Source organism: Halarchaeum rubridurum, from assembly GCF_014647115.1.
Classification (GTDB): domain Archaea; phylum Halobacteriota; class Halobacteria; order Halobacteriales; family Halobacteriaceae; genus Halarchaeum; species Halarchaeum rubridurum.
The window spans coordinates 37,644-62,345 of sequence record NZ_BMOO01000006.1 but is presented as its reverse complement, the minus strand read 5'-3'; the positions used below and the strand labels follow the sequence as shown (position 1 = coordinate 62,345).

Below are 24,702 nucleotides of genomic sequence, written 5' to 3'. Positions count from 1 at the left end.
CCAAATCGTATTTATATACTTAGGGTTTAGAAAGACCCAGATGATTTCGAAGGCCGGACTCGCGGTGCTTGACGCGCTGAGTACCGGCCGTGAAGCAACACCGGCGGAACTCGCGGCCGAAACCGGATATTCACGTGACCATCTGTACGACGTACTCGACGAATTGCTCGCAGGGGGATTGCTCACAGAAACCCGTGGGTCCAGCAATCAGCGTCGTGTCCGCATCGCGGAACATCGAGTTACCGAAGCGTATCGAACGCTGCAGTCGGAGTTCAGCCACGTGGACTGGACGGAACTGCTCTCCCCAGCCACACTCCGCGTGTGTTGGTATCTCGATAGACCACGACACATTGCTGATATCGCAGACCGGCTCGGAATCACTCGACAAGGTGTCCATAGCGCGTTATCGCCGCTCAAGCACCGAGCACTACTCTCCCAATCCGATTCGAAGTACGCCCTCCGTGACGAAGTCTCGCCCCTGTTGGCGTTCGCTCAGGCCGCCGTAGAACACGAACATCGAGCACGAGCCCGGGAAATCGCCCCCAGCGCCACGATCGCGTGGTGCGATCCGAACCGATCCCTCGTCCGCGTACAGACCACTGAGGATACGGACGCACTCAAAGCAGCTCCGGACTGGGAGATGACTGGACTGGGTCGGTTTGCAGCGTATGGTCTACAGTTTTTCCTCGCCGGCGAGCCTCCGTTCTGGTATGCTCCAGGTGAGGAGCTAACGGCTGCTGAAGTCGTGTGCCATACACTCCTTCTGGATAGCGGATCTCGGCGGGTCAGCTATTCGATGCTGCTGATCGAGGCGGGGGATATCGATCAGGAGACACTCGTCGAGACCGCACAGTGGTACGACTTGGAACCCACTGTGAAAGCGTTGTATCGGCCACTTCAGGGCGACTTCGACAGAACAGATGATCTGCCAGTCATCCTCCCAAAGAAGGACGAATATATGGCGCTCAAAGAGCAGTACGGTGTCTCGTAACACCAACCCCGCAGTCTGGCGGAAAATTGCGACGGGTTAGATGATGCCGCCGATCACGAGTAGTCCGACGACGAGCAGCAGCGTCGCGACAACGCTTCCCCCGGCCAGCCACTTGTTCTCCATCGCCTTCTCGTGAAGCGGCATCGCGGCGTACTCCTCGCGGAACGCTTCGAGATTCTCCTCGTCGTAGAAGTACTTCGTCTTCAGCGTGAACCGCTCGGTGACTCCATAGATAGCGCAGACCTACCCCTCTGGAAGCAGCGTTACTTTGGTAGAGTCTTCGACGATCAGGGATAAAGAATATACTCCGACACATCATCCATATCTCTATTGCAATCTGAATCCATTCGGCGGCGGACATTGATAAAGGGAGCCGGTGGAGCAGTAATGACACCGCTACTTGCTTCTTCAGCAGTGACGGCAGAGCAGAGAGCCAGCGATAGCTACCAGTTTGATGTAGGTAAGGTCCCTGCGTCGGTTGGTTATCTGGAAAAGCCAAAAGGACGGCAAAAAGAAGCATGGAACGCCGCGAAGGAGATTCATGAATTGGAGCAATCCGCGTCCGACGCACTTAACCAGTATTCGGCAGCGGATATCGCAGCAGTCGTAGAGGGGGCTTCAGCTGCGCGTTCAGATCTCCGGTCGTTCAGTCGGCTTGTCGAAGTACTGCATGAGCGAGATCTGGCTGGGGTGATCGATGAAAGCTTGCTAAATTCAGTCGGAAAGCGCGCCGACATCGTAGTGCACTACGCGCCGCTCATTGGGAGCGTGAACAATGTTCTCAAGAAGGCGGAGGCGTTCGCGACTGCGGTTAGGAGTTCCACTGAGTTCGTCGATGGCCTATCGAAGGGGCAGCGAATGAAATACATCGAGTTTGTGCTAAGCATCGGCTGTCTCTGTCTTGAAGCGGGTCTGATGTGGGTTGGTGCGCCATTCAAGCTCGCGTGGAAAGGAACGCATAAGCTCTTCTTCGCCCGTAGTGGGACCCTATTTCGTCTTGGGCGCTACGGAGGTGACCGCTTCGTCGCGTTCTTCATGAGTGAAGTCCACTGGGAGCTCCGTGAGGCCCTGTTTGACGATATTATCACCACCGAGAAAGCAAAGTGGATTACCACCCAAGTGAACGGTTTCAGAGAAGAACCACAATTTACTGCGGTCCAATCTGATGCTGAGTCACTCACCAGCGACCGTCCAACCTTTGATATTTCTGATTACGAGGGGTACGAATTCGCTGAGGATCAGACCAATAAAGCTTCAGACACCGGATCAGAAATATTGGACGGGGTTGCGAAAATCATCCCGAAATCTGTCACGGGCGGTGGCTCATCAGGGAAGCCACTTGTGTTGAAGTCTACGATGGATTGGGAGAATACACAACCTGAATCCGACTCTTTATTTTCTGGGTTCTAAAAACAAAGGGAGGACAATATAGTCTAGCCACCTTCGCTAGTGTTTCTCTACTACGAGTTGGATATGGAACCAGTTGTAGTGAGGCAAAGGTTGTTCACCCTACTCACCAGGCTCGACATGCTCCACGGAACGTCGACAGCCTGGCAGGCAAAGAGCATAGTCACACTAGTCGAGGCTTAGTTGGTTCATCGAGAACCGTCTCAGCGAGAATCCTCCTGCAGACCTTCGCCGTCTGGTGGACTGTGAGTCTACCTCAATTCGACGTCGTGACAACCGGACTATTATGATGGTAGTGTCTATACTGGAATACTATGGCTATCTACGTCAATGACCCACTTAATGCGAACGACGAAGACTGGGACATCAGCAAGTTCCACAACGATGGTGAGTACTTCGTTAAGCGACCACCCTACCAGCGAAAAACCGTCTGGGATACTGGGAAGAAAAAGGAGCTAATCGACAGCTTTGTTCGCCAACTCTACGTCCCACCTGTTGTCCTCCGACAAGTCGTCCTCAACGGTAACGACCTCCGTCTCGAAGTCGTCGACGGCCAACAACGAATCACCGCGATTCAAGAGTTCTTCGAGGATGAGTTTGCACTCCCAGATAGCCCAGAACTCCGCGAACTCAATCCGGATCACGAGATCGCAGGGAAGCAATACTCGGAACTCAGTGAGGACGTCCGGGAGTATATCGACTCCCAATGTTCACTTAAAGTCATCAAACTGAGAGGGATCGATGACCCCGATGATAAACAGCACCAAGAATTAGCAACCAAGGTCTTCTGGCGACTCCAGCAGGGGGAGCACCTGACTAACATTGAGAAGAACCACAGTAAGACCTACAGCCCTGTTCGGAACTTCATCGTCCGGATGGCAGACGATATCAGTTTCGACCGAAAAAATTACGAGAGCCGCGACAACAACCCGAATCGCCATGAGTTCTTTACCCTCCTTGCACGGAATAACGACCGGCTCCAGCAGCTTTCACTCCTCGCTCGTTTCATCCTAATTGAGATTGATGAAGGCCCAACAAAGGTCACCGGCAAAGAAGTCACTAAATTATTCGACTGTACACGTGAGGGGCTTAGCGTTCACGAGGACTTAGAAGAGTTCAAACAACGCGACGAGATCCAGCGTGTCCAGCAGATGCTAGATCTGCTCACAGAACTGTACCGCGACACCGATCTCAAAAACTCAAACGACGAAATAGAGTTCTTGAACAAGGAGTATTTCATCCTCAGCCTATACTCGCTTATCCGTGAGTTAGAGTTTGGAGACTATAACTTCGGGCGAAACAACTACGATGAAGTTCGGGAGTTCACTGAAAGCTGGTTCAAGCGGTTCGAAGTCGAGGACCCAGACGACAGTGAGATGCTCCAGTTCAAGGAGGCTCGGCAGCAGAACCGGGGAGCGGTCAATAAGCGGCATTACATCCTCGAAAACGCGTTCTGGGAGGCGGAACCGAATATTCAAGAGACGGACAGCCAACGAGCATTCTCTCGAGCACAGCGAATTAAGCTCTTCATCGAGAGTGACCGTATCTGTGAGATGTGCTTAGAGGAGGGGAAAACCGAGGAGGAGGCGAAAGTCTCGTGGAGCAATTGGGACGCTGATCACATCGAGGAGCATTCTCAAGGCGGACAGACTATTCTCGAAAATGCCCGGGTTCTCTGCCCACATCATAATCGGAGCCGATAGCGAAGCAGGCACTACTGAAATTCGCGAAAACCGAGCAAACAAGACCATGAGTCACGTCACTTCTGGATTTAATATATAAGGTGGCGTATTTGAAATATCGTGCCTTGTATACTTCTCGAGACTCTTGGTTGGCCAGTTTAATCGGAAAAATACGGCAATATAATCCGATAAGTTATCTAACGCTCTGTTGAAACTCTCAATCGCTGATATAACTCTGGGGGCGTGCTGAATATAGAAAGTGCACTCACCACCGCTAGGTTTTCAGTGGCAGATGTCAATGTAAGTGATGTGGCGAAACTGCTTGCGGAAGTTCGGACAAGCCAAGGAAAAGACGTTGCAAAGGTCTACAAGACCCCCAACAAAGATCATCAGCACGAGATTAGAACGGTAGACACCCCCTCAGAAACAGATAGAATTCATGGTGGAATGGTGGAAACAAAAGACTCTATTAGGAGTAATACGAGCGATTTCCTCGACTCAATAAATCATCCTGATTCTGGCAGCAAGCTCCACGTATATCTCGCATAATTGGTCGAAGAAATTGCTGCATAAGCGCTGTGTATCGGTCACGTCGAAGCTATCAATAGATGAGGGTATCAACAGAGCCTTATCTAACTAATCGTCGCTACCAAGAACTACTTCTTTGATCGCGGTCCCAACGGCCTCTCCTAACCGCGGCGGAACGGCATTCCCAATCAGGCGATAGGCGTTCGTCCGACTTTCAGGGAACCAGTATGTATCCCTGAATGACTGGAGGCGAGCAGCCTCCCGGGGCGAGAGCGAACGCGCCTCAGTTGGATGGATATACATGTGGCCGTCCTTCTGAATGTGGGCGAGGATCGTTGATGCGGGCTGCGCCGGATTCTGCTTCTTGTACTTATCTGGGAAGATGTCGTCCCGATACGGCTGAATCTCGGTGCTCACTTGGCCGATATTCCACCCGACACCGTGCCCGAGGAGCTTGTAAATCGAGAGATCGAGATGGTTGTGCCATCGTGCTTCGTGGTTTCGAAGCGGCTGGTCTTCCCAGCAGTCTCCGTCGGGAATATTGCGTACCCATTCTTGATACGGCGAGATTGGTGGGAGTGTATACTCAGTCGCTTGGCTCGGCGGCATCTCTCCCTCCGGCGAAATTGGAGGGAGATCCATAATCGCATCTGCCACCGTCAGATATGGCTGCCGTTGCTTCCGATCGGGTTTGAATGACGGCAGTGACCCCGGATGATCCTCGCCAAGCGTCTCCTGAGCAGTATCTCCATCCTTGAGTTCAGGACGGATCGTCATCGGCTGCTCTCTTTCACGACGGTGAGGTTCGCGGTGTGTTCGCCATCGTTCGAAATCCGGAAGTGTCTCCCCAGTTCGACGCCCGACGAAGAAAAGCCGCTCTCGGTGCTGTGGAACCCCGAACTGCGCTGCATCAAGAAGAAAGTAGTCCGCAGTATAGCCGAGACTGGCCATCTCATCGAGGATGATCTCGGGGATGGGGATTTCTTCGCCGACCGGGTGTCGTTCCGTCTCTTGCTCTGTCCCAACCGGGAGTGATTCTTGGATAGTACCAGACTCGACAGTGGCAGTATCTGAGAGCATCCCGGGGACGTTCTCCATCACGAACGCTCGTGGCCGAAAGTGATCCACATACCGTAGGAAATCGAGATATAGCACATTTCGATCGTCATCGTCTACAGAGCGGTCCTCAAGGGAGCCCAGCTTCGACCGGCCAATCGTGGAAAAAGAAGGGCACGGGGGGCCACCTGCAAGGAGGTCAAGCTCACCCGGTTCAATATCTGGGCCATCGACAGCAGGATCCGTCTTTCGAATATCCGCCTCGATAGCGTGGCCACCGTGGTTCTCCTGGTAGGTTTCGACAGCTGCGGCATCATGGTCAATTGCCCAGCATACGTGATAGCCAGCTCGCTTGAGCCCCTCAGTGAGCCCGCCAGCACCACAGAAGAGATCGAATGCAGATGGCTGAGTACCCATTGCAATAGTACTGCACCCGGAACGTGGAAAGCGATTCGGAAACGCAGTCAGTCCTCAAAGGCGTCGATAACGACCGCCATATTCACAAGTTCCGGCTCATCCGGCACAACCTGTTTCTCACCGTCAAGCCGTGCTAATTCAGCGTTTTTCTTCTCTCGGAGAGTGGCAAGCTCACTCCGGTGCTTCGCGAGGACCGCACTCATGTCCTCACCCGCCCTGTCACGCTCCTCAAATGTCCTGATTTGCTCTTCAAGATCCTCGATTCGGTGCTCAAAGTAGTTCTTTGCGTGCTCTCTCCGAATCCCGACCTCCCGTTCCCGCTCGGCGCGAGCTTCTTCAGCCAAGTCATCGATGAGATCCCACGCCACCTCTTCTGCAGTCTCGACAAGTCGTTCGGCCTCAGCACTGACAGCGTCAACCACAGGATACTCCTCCACAGATGCCGGGGGGAGGCCACCAGTAATGTCAATATCCTCAGTTCGTGTGTGCCCGTTCGGCGTAACGTACACTTGGACGAGTCGCTCGGTGACAGTGTCGCCGGTCCCAGAGAGATAGCCAATCCGGTAATGGCAGAGCAGTCCAGGCGTGTCCATGCCTTCCCCTGTAGTAAGTACTGCTGTTTGGCCACCAACAGCGTCCGTGTCTAGACAGTACGCCATCATCGCCCGAACAGCGGAGTGATCCAGCGTGATGAATTCGAGATCCTCGTCTGCGAGAGCGTTCTCTCGATCAAATGTGGCACCGTCGTACCGGCTCTGGACATCGTCACCAGTCAGCTCCTCGGGCATGACGAGATCGAAGACCTCGTCGCCATTTTCAGCAGGGCCTAGGCGTCGGTTGACGAGCCCCCCACCAAACTCGCGGCAGACGGTCTCGACGAGATACGCCACGTCCGCTTCCCCAACTGTGTCTTCAGCACTCTCTTCGACAATATCCAGGATCTCCTTATCTTCCTTGCTCAGGTCGAACTTATCGCGGATAAGAAGCTCGTCGTCAACGCGGCGGACAGCCTTCTCTTGGTCCTCAACTATCTGTTCGAGGTCATCGGCGACGTCGTCGGGACTCTCACCGCTCGCAAGCGCGGACATGATCTGCTCCTCAAGGTCGACATCGTCGAGGACCAGCCCTAGCACGTCAGAGCTCATGCCGAGTGTTTCCTCGATCTCGTCAATCTTCTCCAGTAGCCGCTCAAGAATCGTGCTCTCTCTGGTGTCTTTGAAGAACAGATTCCGGATCTCGACGGTCTCATCCTGGCCATAGCGGTGGAGGCGCCCGATACGTTGGTCGATCCGCGTCGGGTTCCACGGCAGGTCGTAGTTCACCATGATGTGGGCAAATTGCAGGTTTAGCCCCTCTCTGGCGGCGTCAGTCGCAAGCATCACGTTCGCTGGTCCCTCGAATTTCTCGAACTGTTGTTGGCGTTGGGACTGCGAGAGGTCACCGTAGATCTCAGCGATATCTCTGTCGTCGAAGACCCGGCCCTTGAGATATTCGAGAGTGTCCGTGTACTCGGTGAAGATGAGGATTTTCTCCTCCGGGTCCTCGGCGAGAATGCCGTCGACGTATTCCCGCAGACGTTCTGCTTTCGAGTCGACTTGGATTGCTTTCGCCTGGTTGTAGAGGTCTTTGACCATCGAGAGCTCTTCGTCGATCTTAGCAGGGTCTGTAGAGGCAGCAGCGGCGCCGAGTTCCTCCTCAACCTTCTCGCGCTGTGCCTCGGTCAACATCTCTGGGTCATCGCGGTACTCGTCGAGAAGACTCTTCGTGACCGGTGAGAGGTCACCTAGGTCAGCACCGCCTGCCTTGATTGACTCCATCCGGTTTCGGAGTGACTGCTGAATCGCGTAGATCGAAGAGACAAGCCGCTTCTGATACAGCACCATCGCGAAGCCCGCAGCGTCGTTTTCCTCTCGGCTGGCGAGATTATAGTGCTCAGTGATGTATTCTGTGATATCCTCGTAGAGTTCGCGTTCCTGCTCGGTGAATTCGACGGGAAGCGTCTGAATGTTCTTCTCGGGGAACATCGGGGATCCGTCTGCCTCATACATCTCGTCTTTGAGACGGCGAATCATGAGATCCGTGAGCCCCTCCTTGTTCACGTCATGCTCGTCGCGGAAGCGGTACTGGTCAAGCAGCGAGATCATGAAGTAGAACTGGTCGCGTTTGCCGTTGTGTGGAGTTCCAGTCAGGAACAGCAGGCCGTCCGAGGTTTCAGAGACGACTTCCCCGACGCGATAGCGGTCGGTCTTGTCGACGCCGCGTTTTCCCTCGCGGCGTGCGGTGAGGTGGTGGGACTCATCGAAGAGTGCGATATCCCAGTCCTCTTGGATGTTCTTCAGCGCCGAGCGCATATCCTCCTGCTTGGCGAAGTCGATGGAGGTGATGATGCGGTCCTCGTGTGACCAGACGTTCTCAGAGGGGTGGGCGTCCTTCTTCGCCTGGACGTAGTCGCGGTCGTAGATGACGTAGTTCGTGTCGAACTTCTCGCGGAGCTCCTCTTGCCACTGTGTCGTAAGCGGCGCTGGGGCGACGATGAGCACACGGTCGGCCTGCCCACGCGCCGCGAGCTCCTCAATAACGATAGCGGCCTCGATGGTCTTTCCGAGGCCCACCTCGTCACCGATGAGGTAGCGGTGGTCGTAGGAGGTGAGAATTTCGTGGGCGGCCTTTACCTGGTGGGGCGCGATGTCGATCCGGTTGTTCTCAAGGGCGACGAATCGGTCCTGCCGGTGAGCGAGGTCGAGCTCGGCCGCGCGGGCACGGAGGTTGAACCGCTCGGGATCGTCGAACTCCCCCTTCTCGAGCAGGGCGTCGCTGCTGTCGATCAGGTCGGCGACTGCAGCAGGGAGCTTTTTCGATGTATCGTCGTCGGTGAGAATGTGGAGTAGGCACTCTCCGGAGTCGCGATGGTTGATTTTGACGATCTCCCCTTCGCCACCTGCGAAGCTGACCCGGTCACCGATTTCGAAGCCACAGTCGCAATCAGACACTGCTGAAAGCAAACGTGATTAGTGATGTTAATCTCTTCGTGTGTGATAGTCGGTTGGTTATCTTCAGATACAGAATCCGAACTATCGAAGCCAAACCATTATTATCAATGCTGGATAGTTCGTATCATGACTAGTTATCTGATTCGCGTCGGACTCGACTCGACCGATGCTGGAGGAAAGGGACTCGGGCCAGTAGCTCGTTCGAGCGAGTTCGACTACATTCCGATTCCGGACAGTTGTGACACCTCTGAACCAAGGAACTACCATGATCTCGATTCGCGCATTGGGGAGTCTCCTCCGGAATTTGTTGGGGTTGGTACGAACAGACCTGTTCACATGGACCCTGAGTTCGAGACATACACCTACGGTGAAGTTGGCGACAACAAGTGTGCTTCACTGAATAAGATGGAATCGGGTGATTTGCTGGTATTCTGTGCCGGACTCAAGCCGACGGACGGTCTTGATCGCCCGCGTATGTACGCTATCGGGTATTTTACTGTCCAAGCAGTCCACGACTTGGAAGGGCTATCGCCGAGCGATCGTGGCGGACTCCTCAAGAAGTTCTCCAATAATGCCCACGTAAAACGGGAAGGCCTCGGTCCTGAAACGCTCCATCCGAGTGATCCAGATCGAGACCGATATCCAGTCATCGTCTCTGGTGACCCTGATCAGAGTCGACTGCTGGATCGAGCTGTGTCCCTCTCCAGTGCGACGGCCACGGGAACAGATAGTTCGTGGTTTCAGAAATACCGGCCACTTGGTGTCGCTGAGGACCTACTCGGCCTGAACGCGACAGATCTGAAGCGATCGAACCCGAAGAAGATTCGAGGATCACCGGGGGAAGTTCGTGACTGGCTGGATAGCGACGTAGAGGTAGAGGCAGGGAGACGTTATAGTCCACCGAAGGTGTATCTTGAGAGTACAGATGACCAAGAAGCGGCCTCAGGGAGGCCGAAATTGCGGTCCTATGTAGTTGATTCAGATAGTGGGTTTGCGCCACATATCAAGAACGGGCTGCTCTCACTCGCCACCTGTAAACCCATGATCCGGAGTTCAACGAAGGTCGGTGACTGGGTAGTCGGTGTCGGCGGATCGGATCATGACTCGTCTCGGCAGATTGTCCACGCGTTCCGAGTCGAACAGACACTGTCGATGAAAGAGTACTTCGTGGACGAACGGTTCGAGCACCGTCGACCGGACGAAGATGAGAACCCGCGCGGAGACAATATCTACGCCCCACGTGAGATGGTTGAGAGGATCGAACGCGTCAGCGGTGATCAGCTACCGGATGACTCCGGGGCCGCCCCGACCGAGAGTTACGAGCGAGGATACGTCGACGATGACCTGTGCTACACGCACGTCGGCGGTGCGTACTTCCAGCTTGCAGAGGGGGGACACAGCCTAGACAACTACCAGACCGACGTCAAGAAGCAGGGGGACCGCGAGAAAGTGCTGCTGTCGGCTGATTACTACTACTTCGGCGACGACGGTACCGAGATCCCCAAGGAGATCGCGTCGCTCAGCGTACCGGGATACGGTGACCACGATGGTCGGCGTAATCATCGACGGGAGCCATCGGGGCGTGTCGACGACATTACCCCGTTTGTCGACTGGCTTCGGAATCACTTCCGACCAGGTCGACACGGTACTCCTGTGTCACGCGAGATCACACTGGACCCGGAGGAAACGTCCGGGCCCGGATGTTGAACCGCCAGTAGGCCACGGAGTATCGGCAGCCTCCCCGGGAGAGGGGTTCCATAGCCTCAGAACCCCCGACCGGCGATCGGTCACGCGAAACGCGTCGGGTGAGGAGCCTCGCTGTGTTCAGTTGTCGGCGACCGCTTCTTCCACGATCTCGATCTCCTCATCAGTCAGGTCGTAGAGGTCATAGACGATTTCGTCGATAAGCTGGTCAGTCTTCTCGATCTTCTCGTCGAGTTCGTCGGCGCGTTCCTTCGTCTCGATGTAGCGTTGGAGGTCGTCGGCGACGTCGTCGGGATCGGGCAGGGTCATCCCCTTCAGGCGGTCGATGAGTGAGTTGGTCTTGGTGGCGTTGTCCCGGAAGCCGCCGACCTCCTCATCGACGGCGACGGGGACGAACGCCTCGACCAGTGCGGCCTCCTCGTCGCTCAGGTTCGTGAGCGTGAACGCCTCGTGGAACTCCGTCTCGGTGTAGCCATAGGTGTCGGTCTCGAACTCGTCTTCGTCCTCGGGCTTGTAGCGCGCCGTCGCCTCGATGGTGACGGTCGAACCGTCGCGCTTCGTGCGAGCGCGCTGAATCTGGAGTTTCTCGTACTCTTCGGTCGTGGCGTCAAGGATATTTGAGCCGGTAGGCTGGAACAGGCCGATATCGGGGAGGTCGGGACCGTCGGCGTAGTTGCCGAGGTAGTCGAGGAGATTGGTGTTGAGATTGAACTTTTTGTTTTTGAAATCAGTGAGTTTCTTTGATGAGCTTATGATTATAGAGCAGAGGCATGATTTGTCATATGAATCTATATTCTGTTTCTCAATTAGCGTAGTCAAGTCCGTCGATAACTGAGATTCGCCAGTTTCCTGTTCATCGACATATTGATTATCCTCTTCAGGAAGAGGTAATTGCACTAAATATCCCTTTCTCACTTCCGCTAGTGTTTCTCCTTTCTCAGGATTTATAATATTCTGGTAATACCAATTCAAAAACTTTGAATTGTATAGCGCATTTATCAAGTGAATATTATATGACTCCTTTCTTGGGAGAATAGTATACATATTATTCCGCACAATAAATTGTTCCTCGTCAACAGTCGATATTAGTGAATCACCAGTTTGGCGTGTGACTATCTTTTTATCTGCGTCGTAATCTGCCGAATAGCGGGGTTCAGCTAACCAATCTCCGAATTCGATCCAATATTCCCCATCCCATTTGATAATATACCGATCAATCAAGCTCCCCCTCAAGAGAGGACGGAAATCCTCCGTCTCTTTCTCCTCCGATACAAAAGGTTTATTTTCAACTATTTTTTTCGTTTGAGGAGGGTTCCCCTTTCCTTCTTGGAACGGTTTTGTACCCAGATTTATCTCACAGATATCGGACAGTCTGGTGTGGGAAGACAGCTTGTTTTTTATAGATATTGTTTCTAAATTAGTAGAGATATTCACTGACCCCGATCCATCCCATAACACTTCTTGGCCAATAGTCGTTTCTTGGACTATATTTCCGTCAGATGCTTTCCGTATGCGAATATTCTGGGACCCAGAAGAAGAACTTGAGAAAATAATAGTGGTCGGTTCCACAGTTACTTCAGGAAAAACAGGTTCTGAATAGGTGATAAATGACTCAATATCTTGCTCTCCAAATATAAGATCCCTTATTCTATCAAAGGTTAGGTTGGTTAGCCATGTATTCGGCGTAATGATTCCAGCCCTACTATGCGCCGGTTTTTTCACTCCTATGATTTTCTCTATGAATAATAGATACTGGTCAAGTTGGTAATTTTGATATGTGAATACTTTGTTGAAATAGTCCTTTCTCTGACTGTCCAAGTGCTTACTATATGGCGGATTCCCGATCACTGCATCGAACCCGGCATCCGCTTTCCGGCTCCCGTCTTGGTCGTAGAACGCGGTCGGGAACTCCAGCTCCCAGTGGAAGAACCGCTCCTCCTCGGCCATCGCCTGCGCGCTCTTGAACCAGTCCTGCTGCTCGATTTTCTCCCAGGCTTCGGAGTGGAGAGCACGGGCCATCCGCTCGTCGGCGTCGTCGGGGACGTCGAGGCCGAACGCGTCGGCGGTGTGGACGTTCGCCATCGCGAGCAGCTTCCGGTAGAGGGGGTCCTCGCGCACGTCGTCGTAGACCGCCTCCATCTTCTTTGCGTCCTCCAGCGTCTCGTTGTCGATAGTGAGCAGGTCCTGGAAGCGGTCGGTGACGTGCTTCATCGCACGCTTGCGCGTGTGGTCAAAGGACTGCTGGAGGGTGAGCTGGCCGTCCTCCGTGGCGCCGTCGTCCTCGTCCGAGAGCACCTCCTCGATATCGCTACCGACGAGGGAGTTCCCCGTCTTGAGGTGGTGGTCGAGGAACGCGAGCGGCTGCTCCGCAGCGAGGGTGCGCAGCCACAGTGAGACCTTCGCCAGTTCCGTGGCGAGCGGGTTCACGTCAACGCCGTAGATACAGCGCTGCGCTACCTTGCGGCGAGCCCAGTTAATGTCCCGGAGTTCACCCTCTTCCGTGGTAGGAGAGCGGATCTCGGCGTCTTCGGAGTCGAGAGCCTGCCGGTCCTGCTGTTCCTGGGCGTTGATGATCTCTCGGGCGAGATAGTCCACCGCGTTGACGGGGAAGTGCCCGCTGCCCATCGCGGGATCAAGTACCGTCAGGTCGAAGACGCGGTCGGCGAACTCTTTGGCGAAGCCGCGCTCGTCCCCGCGAGCGCTCTCAGCCAGCATGTCTTCGCGGATCTCGTCGACGAGCGGGCCGAGCGTCTCATCGACGATGTACTCGACGACATATTCGGGGGTGTAGTACGACCCCGTGGCCTTGCGCTCGCCGTCGTCCGTACGGAGGTAGACCTCTCCTTCCTCGACGGTGATGGCGTCACCATCCTCGGCGGTGACGTACTCCCCATCGTCGACAGTCAGCGGCTCGGCAGCGACGTCGAGCTTGTACTCGAGCAGCCCCTCGTAGATCGACCCGAGGTTCCGCTCGTCGAGTGAGGAGTAGTCGACGAACACCTTGCCGTCACCCTCGGAGGCCTCATGGCGAGTGAGCAGTTCGATGACTTCCGCGATGTAAGCGTCACCGACCTCGTGGGATGCGAGGAACTGTGACTCGACGCTGTCGTCCGCGTCCGGGTTCGTGCGGAACAACCCCCCGTTGTATGCGGGGATGTAGAGGTCCTCCTTCGGAATCCCCTGCCCCTGGCTCCCCTGGTCGATGAGGACGAACAGCTCCTCAAGTCGATCCCAGAGGTTCGTCTGCCATGCCTGGTACTGCTGCTGGGTCTTGCTCCGGTTCTCAACGACGGTCCGTTTGAGGTCGTTCAGGCTGTAGCTCCCACTGTAGATCTCGTTGTCCGTGGGCAGGAGGTTCCGCCCCTCACTCTCCGCATAGAGGACGAAGATCAGACGATAGAGATAGATGAGCGAGCTGTCGTGAACCAGCTCGAGATCCGCCTCGTCCAAACCGTCGTTGGTGTCGAGGAAGCCTTCAGCGAGAACGCGAATCGCCTCATAGATATTCTCTTGGAGTTCTTCACCAAGATCCTCAGCGAACAGACTGGACTCATCATAGACGTCGTCGAGGAAGCAATCACCCGACTGGTCAGGGAGGAACGCTTCGTGGCGGAAGAAGAGATAGAACTCTTTGAACGCCTCGAGGTCCCCATCATCGTCGACGGCGTCGAGAAGCTTCGGGAGGTCGATCTCATAGAATGAGTCCAGACGATGGCTGGTCGGCCCATAGTAGAGCCGCCACTTCTCACCGTTCGTGAGGACCGCCCACTGGGGCGGTGTCTCTTGGAGATAGCGGTGGATCTGATAGCTCGGGTTCTCGAAGTCACGCTTCTCCTCACCCCGCGTATCGAGTTTGCGCCCCCATCGTTTCGCGTCTGCGACGGCAGTGGCCTCCTCGTAGAAGTCCTCACGGTCGAATGCCGCATCAGCGGCCTCCGCACTGGGGAAGAAGCCATAATCTGGGCGGCGCGAATTCCGCATAACCGTTTCCTCGATCTCGAAGGAGACACCGAGGATGTCGAAGATCGGCCGAATAACGTTCCGCTCAAGCTGAGCCTCGTTGTAGTCCTCGACACGGTCGCGTTTCTCGGTGAGGAGTTCGTTAATCTCCTCGAAGGCCGCTTCAACCTCGGCATCAGTAACCTCATTCCAGGGTTCGGTGTCCCGGAGGTGATCATCGAGGTAATGATTCGAGAACAGGTCGCGATTCGTCCGATAGATGGTTGACTCTGTCATTGATGGCGAGTGGGGAGCGCGGTAAGTGGGGGCGCGATAGTTATACTATACTGGGGTCCTTCCACGTGATTAATATTTCCCACCATGCCGACTGTACGCGAGTCCGGCGATTCTGGGACGATAACTCTGCACGAAACCGGTTCTGGAGGGGTGCAGCCTCAAAGGGAGATAGACACCGCTCCTTCCGAGTCGAGCAAGAACCTGCAGAGTTCGCGATATGGCGTGACTTGCGCGCCCTCAAGTAGAACACCCAGCTCGAGATACCGGTCGAAGCCGTAGTCGGTGACGTTCGCGCTCCCGACATACGCCGCATCAGAGTCGAATAGCATCACCTTCGCGTGGAGTGTGAAACGGGGATTCTCTCCATTCTGCGTTCGCTTTTCGGGTGGTACACTGTCGTCCCAGACGGTATAGTCGACGAGGGACAGTTGCGAGGAAACCCCCCGCTCGGCGGCCTGGTCAGCGAATGACTTGATAACGCCATAGTTGTGTGAATCGGCATCCGCGAGGTATCGCGTCACGATTGTCAGGTCGACTCCCCGTTCGAGCGCGTCGAGCAGGACATCCGCGAGCCGACCGAGGCCTTCACCCTCGAAGAACGGGGAGAGCAGGATGATCTCCGTCTCACACCGCTTGACTTGGCTTGCGAGTGTTGAGAGCAGCCCGTCCATACCGAAGGAGGCCGCAGTCGTGTCGCCGAATGCGGGATCATCGGGAAACGTGACCAGCGGCGTCACAGTCGTATGGGGCACGCGATCCGTGTGGGCTTCCACAATCGAGATTGCGTTCCGGGTCTGGTCGAATATGTCTCGTGTTCGGCTAGCATTAACGGTAAAGCGTGCCTCCACGAGTTCGGCATCGTAGCCCACCCGCTGCACGGCCTCGCACTCGATCAGCTGCCGGAACAGGTCAGCTGCAGAGGTACGGCTGAGCTGTGTATCTCGAGCCACTGTAGCAGGTGTCAGCCGCTGTGATCGGCCAGCGGCGACGAGGAAGATCCCCTCCAGCTCGTCAAGAAGGGCTTCTTCTCTGTCGACGATATCCGCGATCGCGAGCAGTCGGTCAGTGGTTGACCAGTGTTCATCCATCATGTGAGAGAGAAGAGGTGTGTTGTCCTGTTATAATCGCCAGAAGCCCTCGATTGACCGGTCAGTGTTCGGCCGGCTGCCGAACAGGTAGTCCCGACAGAGCACCTGGTTGAAGTACGAACAGCTGATCTCGCTCACATGGAGACAGGATAGACACGCGCCATCCCGCTGGGAGCAGACCGGGTCCATCATGCATTCGTTCCCGTGGGCTTTTGCCTGGCCGAGAAGGTCGTCCAGCTGCTGTTCGACCATGGTTGTCATCCCACCGATATTGAACTCCTCGCGGTTGTTGGTGTAGATCACCAGTGACAGCGCACGCGGGAAGAGAAACTCACTCAGATTCGTCCGGTCGAACCCGCTGATGGTGCTCGCCTGCTTCAGCAGAATGTGCGAGAGCGTGTGCAGCATCTCGAACACATACTTCGTCACCTGGCCCTCAACGGTATCTTCGGTCGTGGTGTCGAATCTACCGTATTGGTCGACCGGGTCGAGGTGGTTCAGCAGGAACGCCCACTGCTCCGCCTCGGAGAACTCCTCGATCACACCGCGTGCCTGCTCGATGTCGGCTTCCCCGGGATTCTCAGGGATTTCGGGAAGCGTAATGCTGCCTCGAACCGCATCCTCATCGCTTGTTCCCGGAATGTTGACGGCTAGCCAGAGCAACACGGCGGCCGGCTCAAGGTCGAACTGCGTCGCCTCGGTTTCTGAGGTGTCGACAAAGATCGGAGTCCCGTCACCGCTGCTCGCGTTCTGGGAGAACGCGTTCAGTCGCGCTTCATCCTCCTCACGGCCACCACGCGTGTAGCCGTAGACGAACGTCTGGACGGGGAAGTCCTCGATGACGCGAACGTTCCTGAACCCGAGCCGCTCAAGATCATCCGAGTAGGTCGAAATCTTATCGGCCTTCTGTGGGAACTCCTCACGGCGAGCGTCCTGCTCGAGTTCCTCTATCGTGTGGGCGGTGAGCTCCTCGAGACTGAGCACATACTGGAGAAGTTCGTCCCCCGCATTCGTCATCTCCTCAGAATTCTCGCCTCCATCCAAGTCAATCAGGTCTGAGATGGCTTCACCGACGGTCTGGCTATCGATTTCGCCCTGCTCACGGAGCCATTCTTCGGCCTCGTCGAGCGATTCGACCTCGGGTTCGGTCTGGTAGACCTCGATCTTGCGGTCGTCGTCGATTTCGGCGCCCTCGATCCCTTCGTTCATGTCGACGGACTGCAGCGGGGACTCAGAGAGTCCGAGATGCTTGGCGAGTGCCTTCCGTGAGCCGTCCTCACTCCCGCGAAGGTGCCCGATTCCCGAGGTATGCAGGTTGACCGTCGTCAGGTAGTGTGGGTAGTACGTTGAACCGGCACGATGGACGGTGGTGTACATCTTGTCCTCGTCCGGATCGTCCGCATAGGCTGGTGGGACGTAGTCACAGCCACAGTTCTGATAGTAGCTTATGCGGGTATTCCATCCACAGATGTTACAGCGCCATTTGAAGTTCTGGGCACGCTGACTGTCCTGTGTATCGAGGACGATGTGTTGGTCGCCATGCTCGGGGCATTTCTGTGGGTAGAGCCGTCTGATTTCGCCGCAGCTGTGGACGCTGACGAACTGGTATTGCTTCAGGTCGCCATTGCAGCCCGAGCGTTGGCACTTCAGTGCCTGATTCTTCCCGCTGAGGTCGTCCGCGGAGTAGTACCCGTGGGCCTTCTGGCAGCTCGTACAGTAGAAGGTCGTCGGGAACGGTCGGGCCTTCACTTCCTCCGGGGCGGCGAAGTCGTAGTGCGACGAGTTGCTTGAGGTGAATCCCTGTTCACCGCCGTCCCAGTTCTTCGCCCGGGCGAAGACACGATCAACGATATACTCTCGGTCGACTTGGCCGCTTGCGTCAGTTGTTTCGAGGCGGTTCACCTGCCAGATGCCGCGCTTGTCGCTGTAGTCAAACGTGTTCCCGGGAAGGAACTGATACAGGATCTGGTGGCGGCTACGTTGCATGCTCATTGTTGATTACCGGTTGTCCATGGTCTCGAAGATCTCGCGATAGCGGTATTCAGACCGGATCGGAAGCTGTTCGTCGACGTCCCGGAGGCTGCGCATCGGTGAGCGCTTGATACGGCTACTCGTCCACTGGTCGTCGTCGAGACGAAGCTGCGAGAGCGCGTCTCTCGTGAGATCCTCGATGTCGCCCCGGAACTCCTCGTGGTCGTCCGGGTCACCGAACATCCCGAGCATCTGCTGCCGGAGCTCTCCCTCGTCGACGGAGTCGGCGAACGCCTCTGCGTTGTCGCCGAAGTAGAGGTTCCCCGCCCCTTCGCGGTACATGTAGTGGTTGAGCAGTAGCCCCATGAACAGACCTGGGTGGGTCTGTTTGACGCTGTTTTTCGCCCAGCGGTTGATCGGCACCGGTTCAACCAGCCGATCGAGGAAGGCGTGGTACTTCTCGAAGAAGTGGTAGTGGCTCAGGTCACGCTCCCGGATGGGGTGGGCGACGTTGAACACGAGGCCAGGGCGCGACCGCCCTGCCCGGGAACTCGCCTGGATGTATTCAGCAGTCCCGCGAGGCATGCCGAAGAACGTCATCATATTGAACCGGTCAACGTCAACCCCGTGCGCGATCATGTTTGTCGCCGTGATGGTGTTCAGACGACTCGCTAGCAGCCACGCGAGTGCCTCACGCGTGTCCTCGCTCGCACGGGCGCGCTCGACGTCGAATTGATCGCTGTCGACGACCTCGTTCTCTTCGTCGAGACTCGCCTCGAGCGTGCTCCGGAGTGAGAGCACTTGGTCGGTCACGTCCTCCTCAAGCACGTCCCGGTCGATCAGGCGGTTGAGGATTTGTTTGTCAGCCTCCTCGTCCCATGGGTTCTCCACGATGTCGAGAACCTCCATGATGGTCTCAAACCCGGTCCCACCGGTCATACGTTCGGACGCGAGTGGCGGCCGACCGTCTTCTTGAAGATATGTGTCGAGCTGGGAGACGATGGACTGGTCTAGCCGGTCACCGTCTTTCTTGGATAGGAGATAGGTGATACTGGTGCTGTAATAACTGAGCAGCGCCAATACCTCGTCAATCGAGTCAGCCTCAAGCGATGCTGTCGTGTCCGTCCCTTCCAGTGCGGCGCCAGTTAGTACTTGGCTTGGCTCATTCAGGGCCGTCCGGAAGAGATTCTGGACCTCGCGGTGGTAGTAGAACAGAAGATCGATGATGGAGTTAATGTGGGTTTTCCCGTGAGGGACCAGCCCAATATAGTACCGCTGAGTCTCTGCCCGCTCTTGGGCGTAGAAGTTCTCACGCAGGTACGGGCCTGGAGAAGGGAACCGCTCGGCTGGTCGCATGAACAGGTTATGCACCTGGTCCTCGAATCCAGTAATCGTCGCTGTCGGTGCGATCACTTTCGTTTTCCCAGCATCAACGAGCTCCTGAAGTTTAGCCACTCCCGTCTCGTAGTGGCCGTCAAAACTCCCCATGCTCTCTTCAAGCAGGTGGAGCTCGTCAGGAACCATCAACGACGGCGCAGGGTCGTAGGGTTCGACGGGCCGAGCCATGTCCGCAAAGTCGTCTTGGTCAATCGGACAGCCATACTTCTCAGTACACTCATCGAGACTCGCAAACCCATGAATCGGGCACTCTAGCGTCATCTCACCCGTAATAAGATGGGCGAACTTCCGCTGATATCCGATGGCGGTGATCTTGTCGATCGTGCCCGCGAGAATCGTTGGTGCGTACCGGTAGAGTTCGTTGTCGACAACGTGGACCGGAAGTTCCTCCTCCGCATATGTTTCACCGGAGTCCAGCGAGCGTGACTGCCAAGGACAGTCGAAGCTGCTACCTGTACAGCAGTGCGTCAACCGGTGGTCGTCCTCGGTAATCCGAACCTCGACATCCGCGCCGCAGGCCGGACAGCTGGGGACGACTTTCGCCTCACGACGGAGACTCTCTCCAGAAGCTCCCTGATACCGCTGATGGTTATTATTGTCGTATCCAGTGAGGGCGTTCGGCGTGTTCGCTTTACCGACGAGATAGCCCATCGAGAACGGACGGGAGGGATGGGAGCCAATATCTGATTGTTCTCGGCGAACGAGGTCGGCGTACATCACCGTCTCCGTCATCCGCTGGAACTGCTGGAGGGAGAGCAGGCGGAGCGGGAACTTCGTCCAGGCGGTCACGCCGAAGTCCTTCCCCCGAAGTCGGTCGAAGAACATACTCCAGACAGCGACCCCGAGGAACGCTTCGGTCTTCCCACCACCCGTCGGGAACCAGAGTACGTCAACGACACCGAGGGCTGAATCGGCATCCTCCGCACGGTCTTCGGTCGTCCCATCGCGCCAGTCAACGTCCGCCCACTCCTCGTACTCACGACTCGCAACGTCGGGCACCTCCATGACGATGAACACCAGCTGGAAGAGACGCCAGCCGGGGAACTCGTGCATCCGATCCATCGCCTCGTTCATCAGTTCGAACGCACGCCCGACCGTTTCGAGATGCTGGCGGAGACACTCAACCCCGCGTTCGAAGCGTTTGATCTCGCGCTCGAACGCAGCACGGTCATCGTTGAAGTCAGCGAGATCGCCCGTCTCAGGGTCGTCGTTCCAGTCATCGCGCTCGCGATACTGTTCGAGCGCGGCGTCGTACTCCTCGCGGAGATACTGGCGCATCTTGGACGCTACTTGGTCGAGAGTGTCGAAGCCGCCGTTTTCTAGGTCTGCAAGCACCTCGAACGTCGCGTCGACGTTGCGATCAGCTGATTCGTAGACGAGCTGGCGATACTCCGGAATGAACTGTGTCTCTAGCCGCGTCGCCGTCGGGGCTGCATCAGGGGCACGACGTCCAGGCGGGATACCCGCCTCGTCCACCTGCTGGTCGTTGCGGTCGGGTGCGGTAACGGTACAATTCCGCCCATGCCCCCAGAGATCGCGGTTGTAACGGAAGTCCTCGGGAAGCGGGTCGAAAGTGAACGGAACGAACTCAAGATCACCTGTCGTCTCCAGTTCGAGCCCGACCTCAAACAGAGTGGGATCCCGGATAGTGTAGATAGCATCATCACGCGACTGAATCGCCTCGTTGGCGATCTCGAGATCCACGATGACACCCTCGCCACCATTCTCCTCATCAGGCGTTACCTCAACGGTCAGAGCAGCATGCCAATCAGGAAGAACCGTGTCTCCCTCGGCAGCCCGTTCAGCAAGGTAGCCACGGAAGCTCTCCTCGTCCGCCAGTGCAGCCGTCGGGACAGTGTCGTCGTCCTCCGTCTCGACATAGAGGTCGTAGTTCTCACGGGCGTACTCGCGGGCGTGTGTGAAGGCCGTCTCGAACGCTTCGCGGGCGCGCTCTTGAACGACTTCTGGAGTGGTCTGTCTCGACGTCTGGAGCACAGACGCTGGAATCTTGATCTGAGGTATATCAAGCTCAATCCGCTCGAAGACAGGGAGCAGGCTGTCCCCCTCGTCATCCTCGTCGCGGTCTCCCAGCGCGACAAACGAGTCGCGGTTCACCATCTCCCTATACGTGGGGTTAACACGGACCCAGACGCTCGCGTTGACCGAGAGAATCAACTCGTCGCCTTCGGTGCCACCTCGTACGCGGACGGTGGCACCGAGGCCAGTCGGCTCCATCTTCGATTGGAGATCGTCGTCAGGATCGTCAAGCTGGTCCTCGCTTTCGGGCGCCAGTGCGCCTGCGAAGAACCGCTCACTGGGGAAGTCTCGCTGGACTCGCTCGTCGATATCGCCACGAGCCTGTTTCAGCACCGTCTCGCGGAGGTGCCGGGCGATTCGTTCGTCGTCAGACGGGGGTTCAGCCCCGGTAGTATTTCCTGCTGGCATTGTGATTATTCCGTAATTCGGTCGAGCTGGTCGTCCGGGATGATGGTCGGCATAATCGTGGGAGCGAGAGCGTTGATACTGCGGGCTACAACGTCAGCTGTGATAAGATCCGTGCCCTCGAGGCTCGTACCGTACTCCGCGACGTAGTCACGGTACATGGTGATGGTGTAGAACACCATCGCGAGTTCGTACTGACGCTCAACGGACGGCTTCCAATTGTCCCTGACGTTGCGGTTCACGATAAAGGACTGGAGCGGCGCCGCGTCCATGTTGATGGTGAGTGAGAGGCCGCTGATGGAGCCATCACGACTTGGCTCCAGCTGGATGAGTGTGTGCTCGTCGAAGTGAGCCGCAGCCTCACGGTCGAACTCGTCAGGGACAATCGGATTCTCGTCGTCGTCAGTCCGCCAATTCTCCTCGTAGACCCGTGCGATGTCGGGCATCTCGAATCCCCAGTCATCCGTCTGGCCGTCATCCCCACTTTCGCCGTTACGGTCACCACTCCCAGATTCGCCACTCCCCTCGGAGTCGTCCGCCTCGCTGTCAGTCGATGGCGTCTCGGACGTCGATGGCTCCGGCTCGGTGTAGTCGATACGGCACATCGCAGTTAGCGGGCTCGTGTCAACCATGGATCCACCGTCCGTCACTGCTCCCGCATCCTCGCCGGGATAGGCGTCAGCTGGATCACTGAGTGCCGTGCATTCACGAGGATCAGGACGCGTCAATTCGACGGTGAGCGCGAAATCGTCACCGGGGCTGGCGCCAGTACCCGGGGTGAGCGTGAGAGTGAGCAGGCCGTCTTGGAGTTCGACCGCGTGCAGTTGCGCGGACGGAGAAACGGTGAGCGATCCACGCAGAATATCCCGCGTAAGGTAATCGCTCTGCGCGTCCGTGGCGAACCGGACCGTTGTCCGGCTGTTCGCTGGCATGTCCACAGCCATCACGCCGTCAGCGGGATCCCAGAGATCGTGGTCGCCAGTCCCGGGATGGTAGCCGCTAATGGGCGTGAGATACGTTGGGAGTTTCGGTGCCGGAGGCCCGCTGGATTCATCGGTGTCGTCCCCGTCGTCGTGTCCGGGGTCGGTATGGTCACGGAGAGAGGACGCACCGGGCACAGCAGGCGTATCGTCTCCGCGGTCGCTCGGACGAATTTGAGGTGCATCAACCCGTTCCCCGGTTGCCATGTAGTTCCCGATTTCGGGGTTCCGTTCGATGAAGTCAGCGAACGTCTCGGTGTCGGTCGCGCGCTCGGCATTCCCCCGGCTAGCCCGACGTCGGTCCTCCTCGGCACTGAGAAGGTCGCTTCGGTCAAGTGCATCCTTGAGCGCAGTGATGAGCTTGTTCGCCTGCGGGGAGTCCTTGAGCGTGTCGCGAGATGCACCAAATAGGTTGACCATGCCGAGGTTCGCGAGGTCGTCGAACTCTATAATCACGACCGTGTCTGAGGCGACCTTTGAGTAGCCAAGAGACTTCAGGAAGTATTCACCCTTACTGGCGTGCGTCTGGCCGTTGATGGTGAACATCACGGCGTGGTCACGCTGAATCCCTGTTCGGCCGGCCGAGTCCTTGTGCCCGGTGGTACCGGCGACGAACTTTGACTTGCCCCGACTGGTGGTGTCGATATCCTCGAGGGCGTCGTCGCTGTGGAACAGCAATACGGTGATGTCACGTTCACCCAGCGTTTCCGAGCCCGTGTCGACGGTGAGGTGGTCTTCTCCCTTGAGGAGGTGATCGTAGCCGTGGCGGAGATCCGGCAGGAACCCCTGAGTAGTACTCTGCGGGAGCTTCGTGTTGTACCGCATGTCGGTGAGCCGGATCGGGTATGGGGAGTCAACGACGGAGCGCTGAAACTTCCGCCGGAAGCCCTCGTCACCGCTGATGAGCGAGCGCGCGGCGTTTGTCTGGTAGTCGTAGACCTTGATGAACGATCCGTGCGTCTGGGGATCGGGGGTGGTGGTGTTCGCAGCGAAGTCGTACTTGTCGGGGTAGTTTGCACGGAATTTCTCGGTGAGTGCCCCGCCGAACGTGCCATCGAAAGAGGGGAACGCGCCGTCGATGGTGAGGTATTCGACGCGGCCTTTCCGGGGTTTATCGTGGACGAGTGTCCACGACCACTCGCCGGGTGCGTCGGGAGATGCGCTCGCAATAAATTTGAACGCGTTCTCGTTGTACTCATCCTCGATGTCTCCACAGAACTGCATGACTGCGGTGCTTCCCATACCATACTGGCCCTGCAGGAACCCGTACTCCTGTTTTTTCAGCCCGGGAGCGTGAAGATCGACGAAGTCACTGAAGTTCTCACGGGTTTTGCCTTTCCCGTTGTCGCGGACGGTCAGGTTGAGCAGGTTACCGTCAGTGGGTTTCGTTCCGTCGGCGATGATCTCGAGTTCGGCGTCGTCGAGGTTGACCCAGTCGGCGGCAACGGCGTCTTTCATCGATGAATAGGCATCCGGTTCGACGCCGTCGGCCGCGTCGTAGAACCGGAACATGAGGGCGTCCTCCGCGTTCAGCGGGAGTTCGGTGAACGCTGCCATTGGGGAGCTGGCCTGCGTGTAGACGTCGGAATAGTTGTTCTCGTCGTTTCCCAGCGGCACCCACGTAACGCGGTGCGCGTCGTCGAGGTCAGCGAGGACACGGTGGACCTCGCTGGGGTCGTTCGCCGTGAGGAAGCGGTCGGCGAACGTTTTCAGCTCGGTGCCCGCGTGGCACACGCGCTCGCTCATTCACTACCACACGACACGGTCGTACTGTCGGAACGCGCTGTGGAACGGCACTGCAGGCTAGCAGCG

At 56.7% G+C, this 24,702-nt stretch carries 12 protein-coding genes and 1 pseudogene; 5 read left to right on the top strand and 8 right to left on the bottom strand.

Going from position 1 to position 24,702, the window contains the following annotated elements; all coding sequences use genetic code 11:
• Positions 1-40: 40 nt before the first annotated feature.
• Positions 41-991, top strand: a complete 951-nt coding sequence (locus IEX84_RS12720; protein ID WP_188872956.1) for a helix-turn-helix domain-containing protein — start codon at positions 41-43, stop codon at positions 989-991.
• Between the two features lie 36 nt (positions 992-1,027).
• On the opposite strand, the pseudogene IEX84_RS12715 reads toward IEX84_RS12720, so the two are convergent.
• Positions 1,028-1,216 (bottom strand): annotated as a pseudogene (locus tag IEX84_RS12715) (restriction endonuclease); the annotation flags it as partial.
• Between the two features lie 189 nt (positions 1,217-1,405).
• Here IEX84_RS12715 and IEX84_RS12710 point away from each other — a divergent pair.
• The 3 genes from IEX84_RS12710 to IEX84_RS12700 all read left to right on the top strand — a co-directional run bounded on the left by IEX84_RS12710 (position 1,406) and on the right by IEX84_RS12700 (position 4,629).
• Positions 1,406-2,401, top strand: a complete 996-nt coding sequence (locus IEX84_RS12710) for a hypothetical protein (protein WP_188872955.1) — start codon at positions 1,406-1,408, stop codon at positions 2,399-2,401.
• A 311-nt stretch (positions 2,402-2,712) separates the two neighbouring features.
• On the top strand, positions 2,713-4,101 hold the full coding sequence (locus tag IEX84_RS12705) for a GmrSD restriction endonuclease domain-containing protein (protein ID WP_188872954.1): 1,389 nt from the start codon (positions 2,713-2,715) through the stop codon (positions 4,099-4,101).
• Between the two features lie 264 nt (positions 4,102-4,365).
• A complete protein-coding gene (locus tag IEX84_RS12700; protein WP_188872953.1) occupies positions 4,366-4,629 on the top strand; it encodes a hypothetical protein in 264 nt (87 codons plus the stop codon).
• Positions 4,630-4,716: 87 nt separating this feature from the next.
• Here the strand turns inward: IEX84_RS12700 and IEX84_RS12695 are convergent, their stop codons facing one another.
• Positions 4,717-6,081, bottom strand: coding sequence for a DNA cytosine methyltransferase (locus IEX84_RS12695; protein WP_188872952.1), 1,365 nt, complete (start codon positions 6,079-6,081; stop codon positions 4,717-4,719).
• A 47-nt stretch (positions 6,082-6,128) separates the two neighbouring features.
• The gene (locus IEX84_RS12690; RefSeq protein WP_188872951.1) at positions 6,129-9,071 is read right to left on the bottom strand and encodes a helicase-related protein; all 2,943 of its coding nucleotides are present in this window, start codon (positions 9,069-9,071) and stop codon (positions 6,129-6,131) included.
• A gap of 126 nt (positions 9,072-9,197) precedes the next feature.
• Here IEX84_RS12690 and IEX84_RS12685 point away from each other — a divergent pair, with 126 nt between their 5' ends.
• Positions 9,198-10,778 (top strand): Nmad2 family putative nucleotide modification protein, encoded by a 1,581-nt coding sequence (locus tag IEX84_RS12685; protein WP_188872950.1) that lies wholly within the window; start codon positions 9,198-9,200, stop codon positions 10,776-10,778.
• Between the two features lie 117 nt (positions 10,779-10,895).
• Here the strand turns inward: IEX84_RS12685 and IEX84_RS12680 are convergent, their stop codons facing one another.
• The 5 genes from IEX84_RS12680 to IEX84_RS12660 all read right to left on the bottom strand — a co-directional run bounded on the left by IEX84_RS12680 (position 10,896) and on the right by IEX84_RS12660 (position 24,636).
• Positions 10,896-15,011, bottom strand: coding sequence for an Eco57I restriction-modification methylase domain-containing protein (locus IEX84_RS12680; protein ID WP_188872949.1), 4,116 nt, complete (start codon positions 15,009-15,011; stop codon positions 10,896-10,898).
• Positions 15,012-15,169: 158 nt separating this feature from the next.
• The gene (locus IEX84_RS12675) at positions 15,170-16,102 is read right to left on the bottom strand and encodes a phospholipase D-like domain-containing protein (protein ID WP_229732374.1); all 933 of its coding nucleotides are present in this window, start codon (positions 16,100-16,102) and stop codon (positions 15,170-15,172) included.
• A gap of 27 nt (positions 16,103-16,129) precedes the next feature.
• Entirely contained in the window at positions 16,130-18,091 is a 1,962-nt protein-coding gene (locus tag IEX84_RS12670) for a hypothetical protein (RefSeq protein ID WP_209590418.1), read from the bottom strand.
• Positions 18,092-18,097: 6 nt separating this feature from the next.
• Positions 18,098-21,913, bottom strand: a complete 3,816-nt coding sequence (locus tag IEX84_RS12665) for a helicase-related protein (RefSeq protein WP_188872948.1) — start codon at positions 21,911-21,913, stop codon at positions 18,098-18,100.
• A 5-nt stretch (positions 21,914-21,918) separates the two neighbouring features.
• Positions 21,919-24,636 carry a hypothetical protein gene (locus tag IEX84_RS12660; RefSeq protein ID WP_188872947.1) on the bottom strand — a complete coding sequence of 906 codons (2,718 nt, stop codon included), beginning with the start codon at positions 24,634-24,636 and terminating at the stop codon, positions 21,919-21,921.
• Positions 24,637-24,702 lie beyond the last annotated feature (66 nt).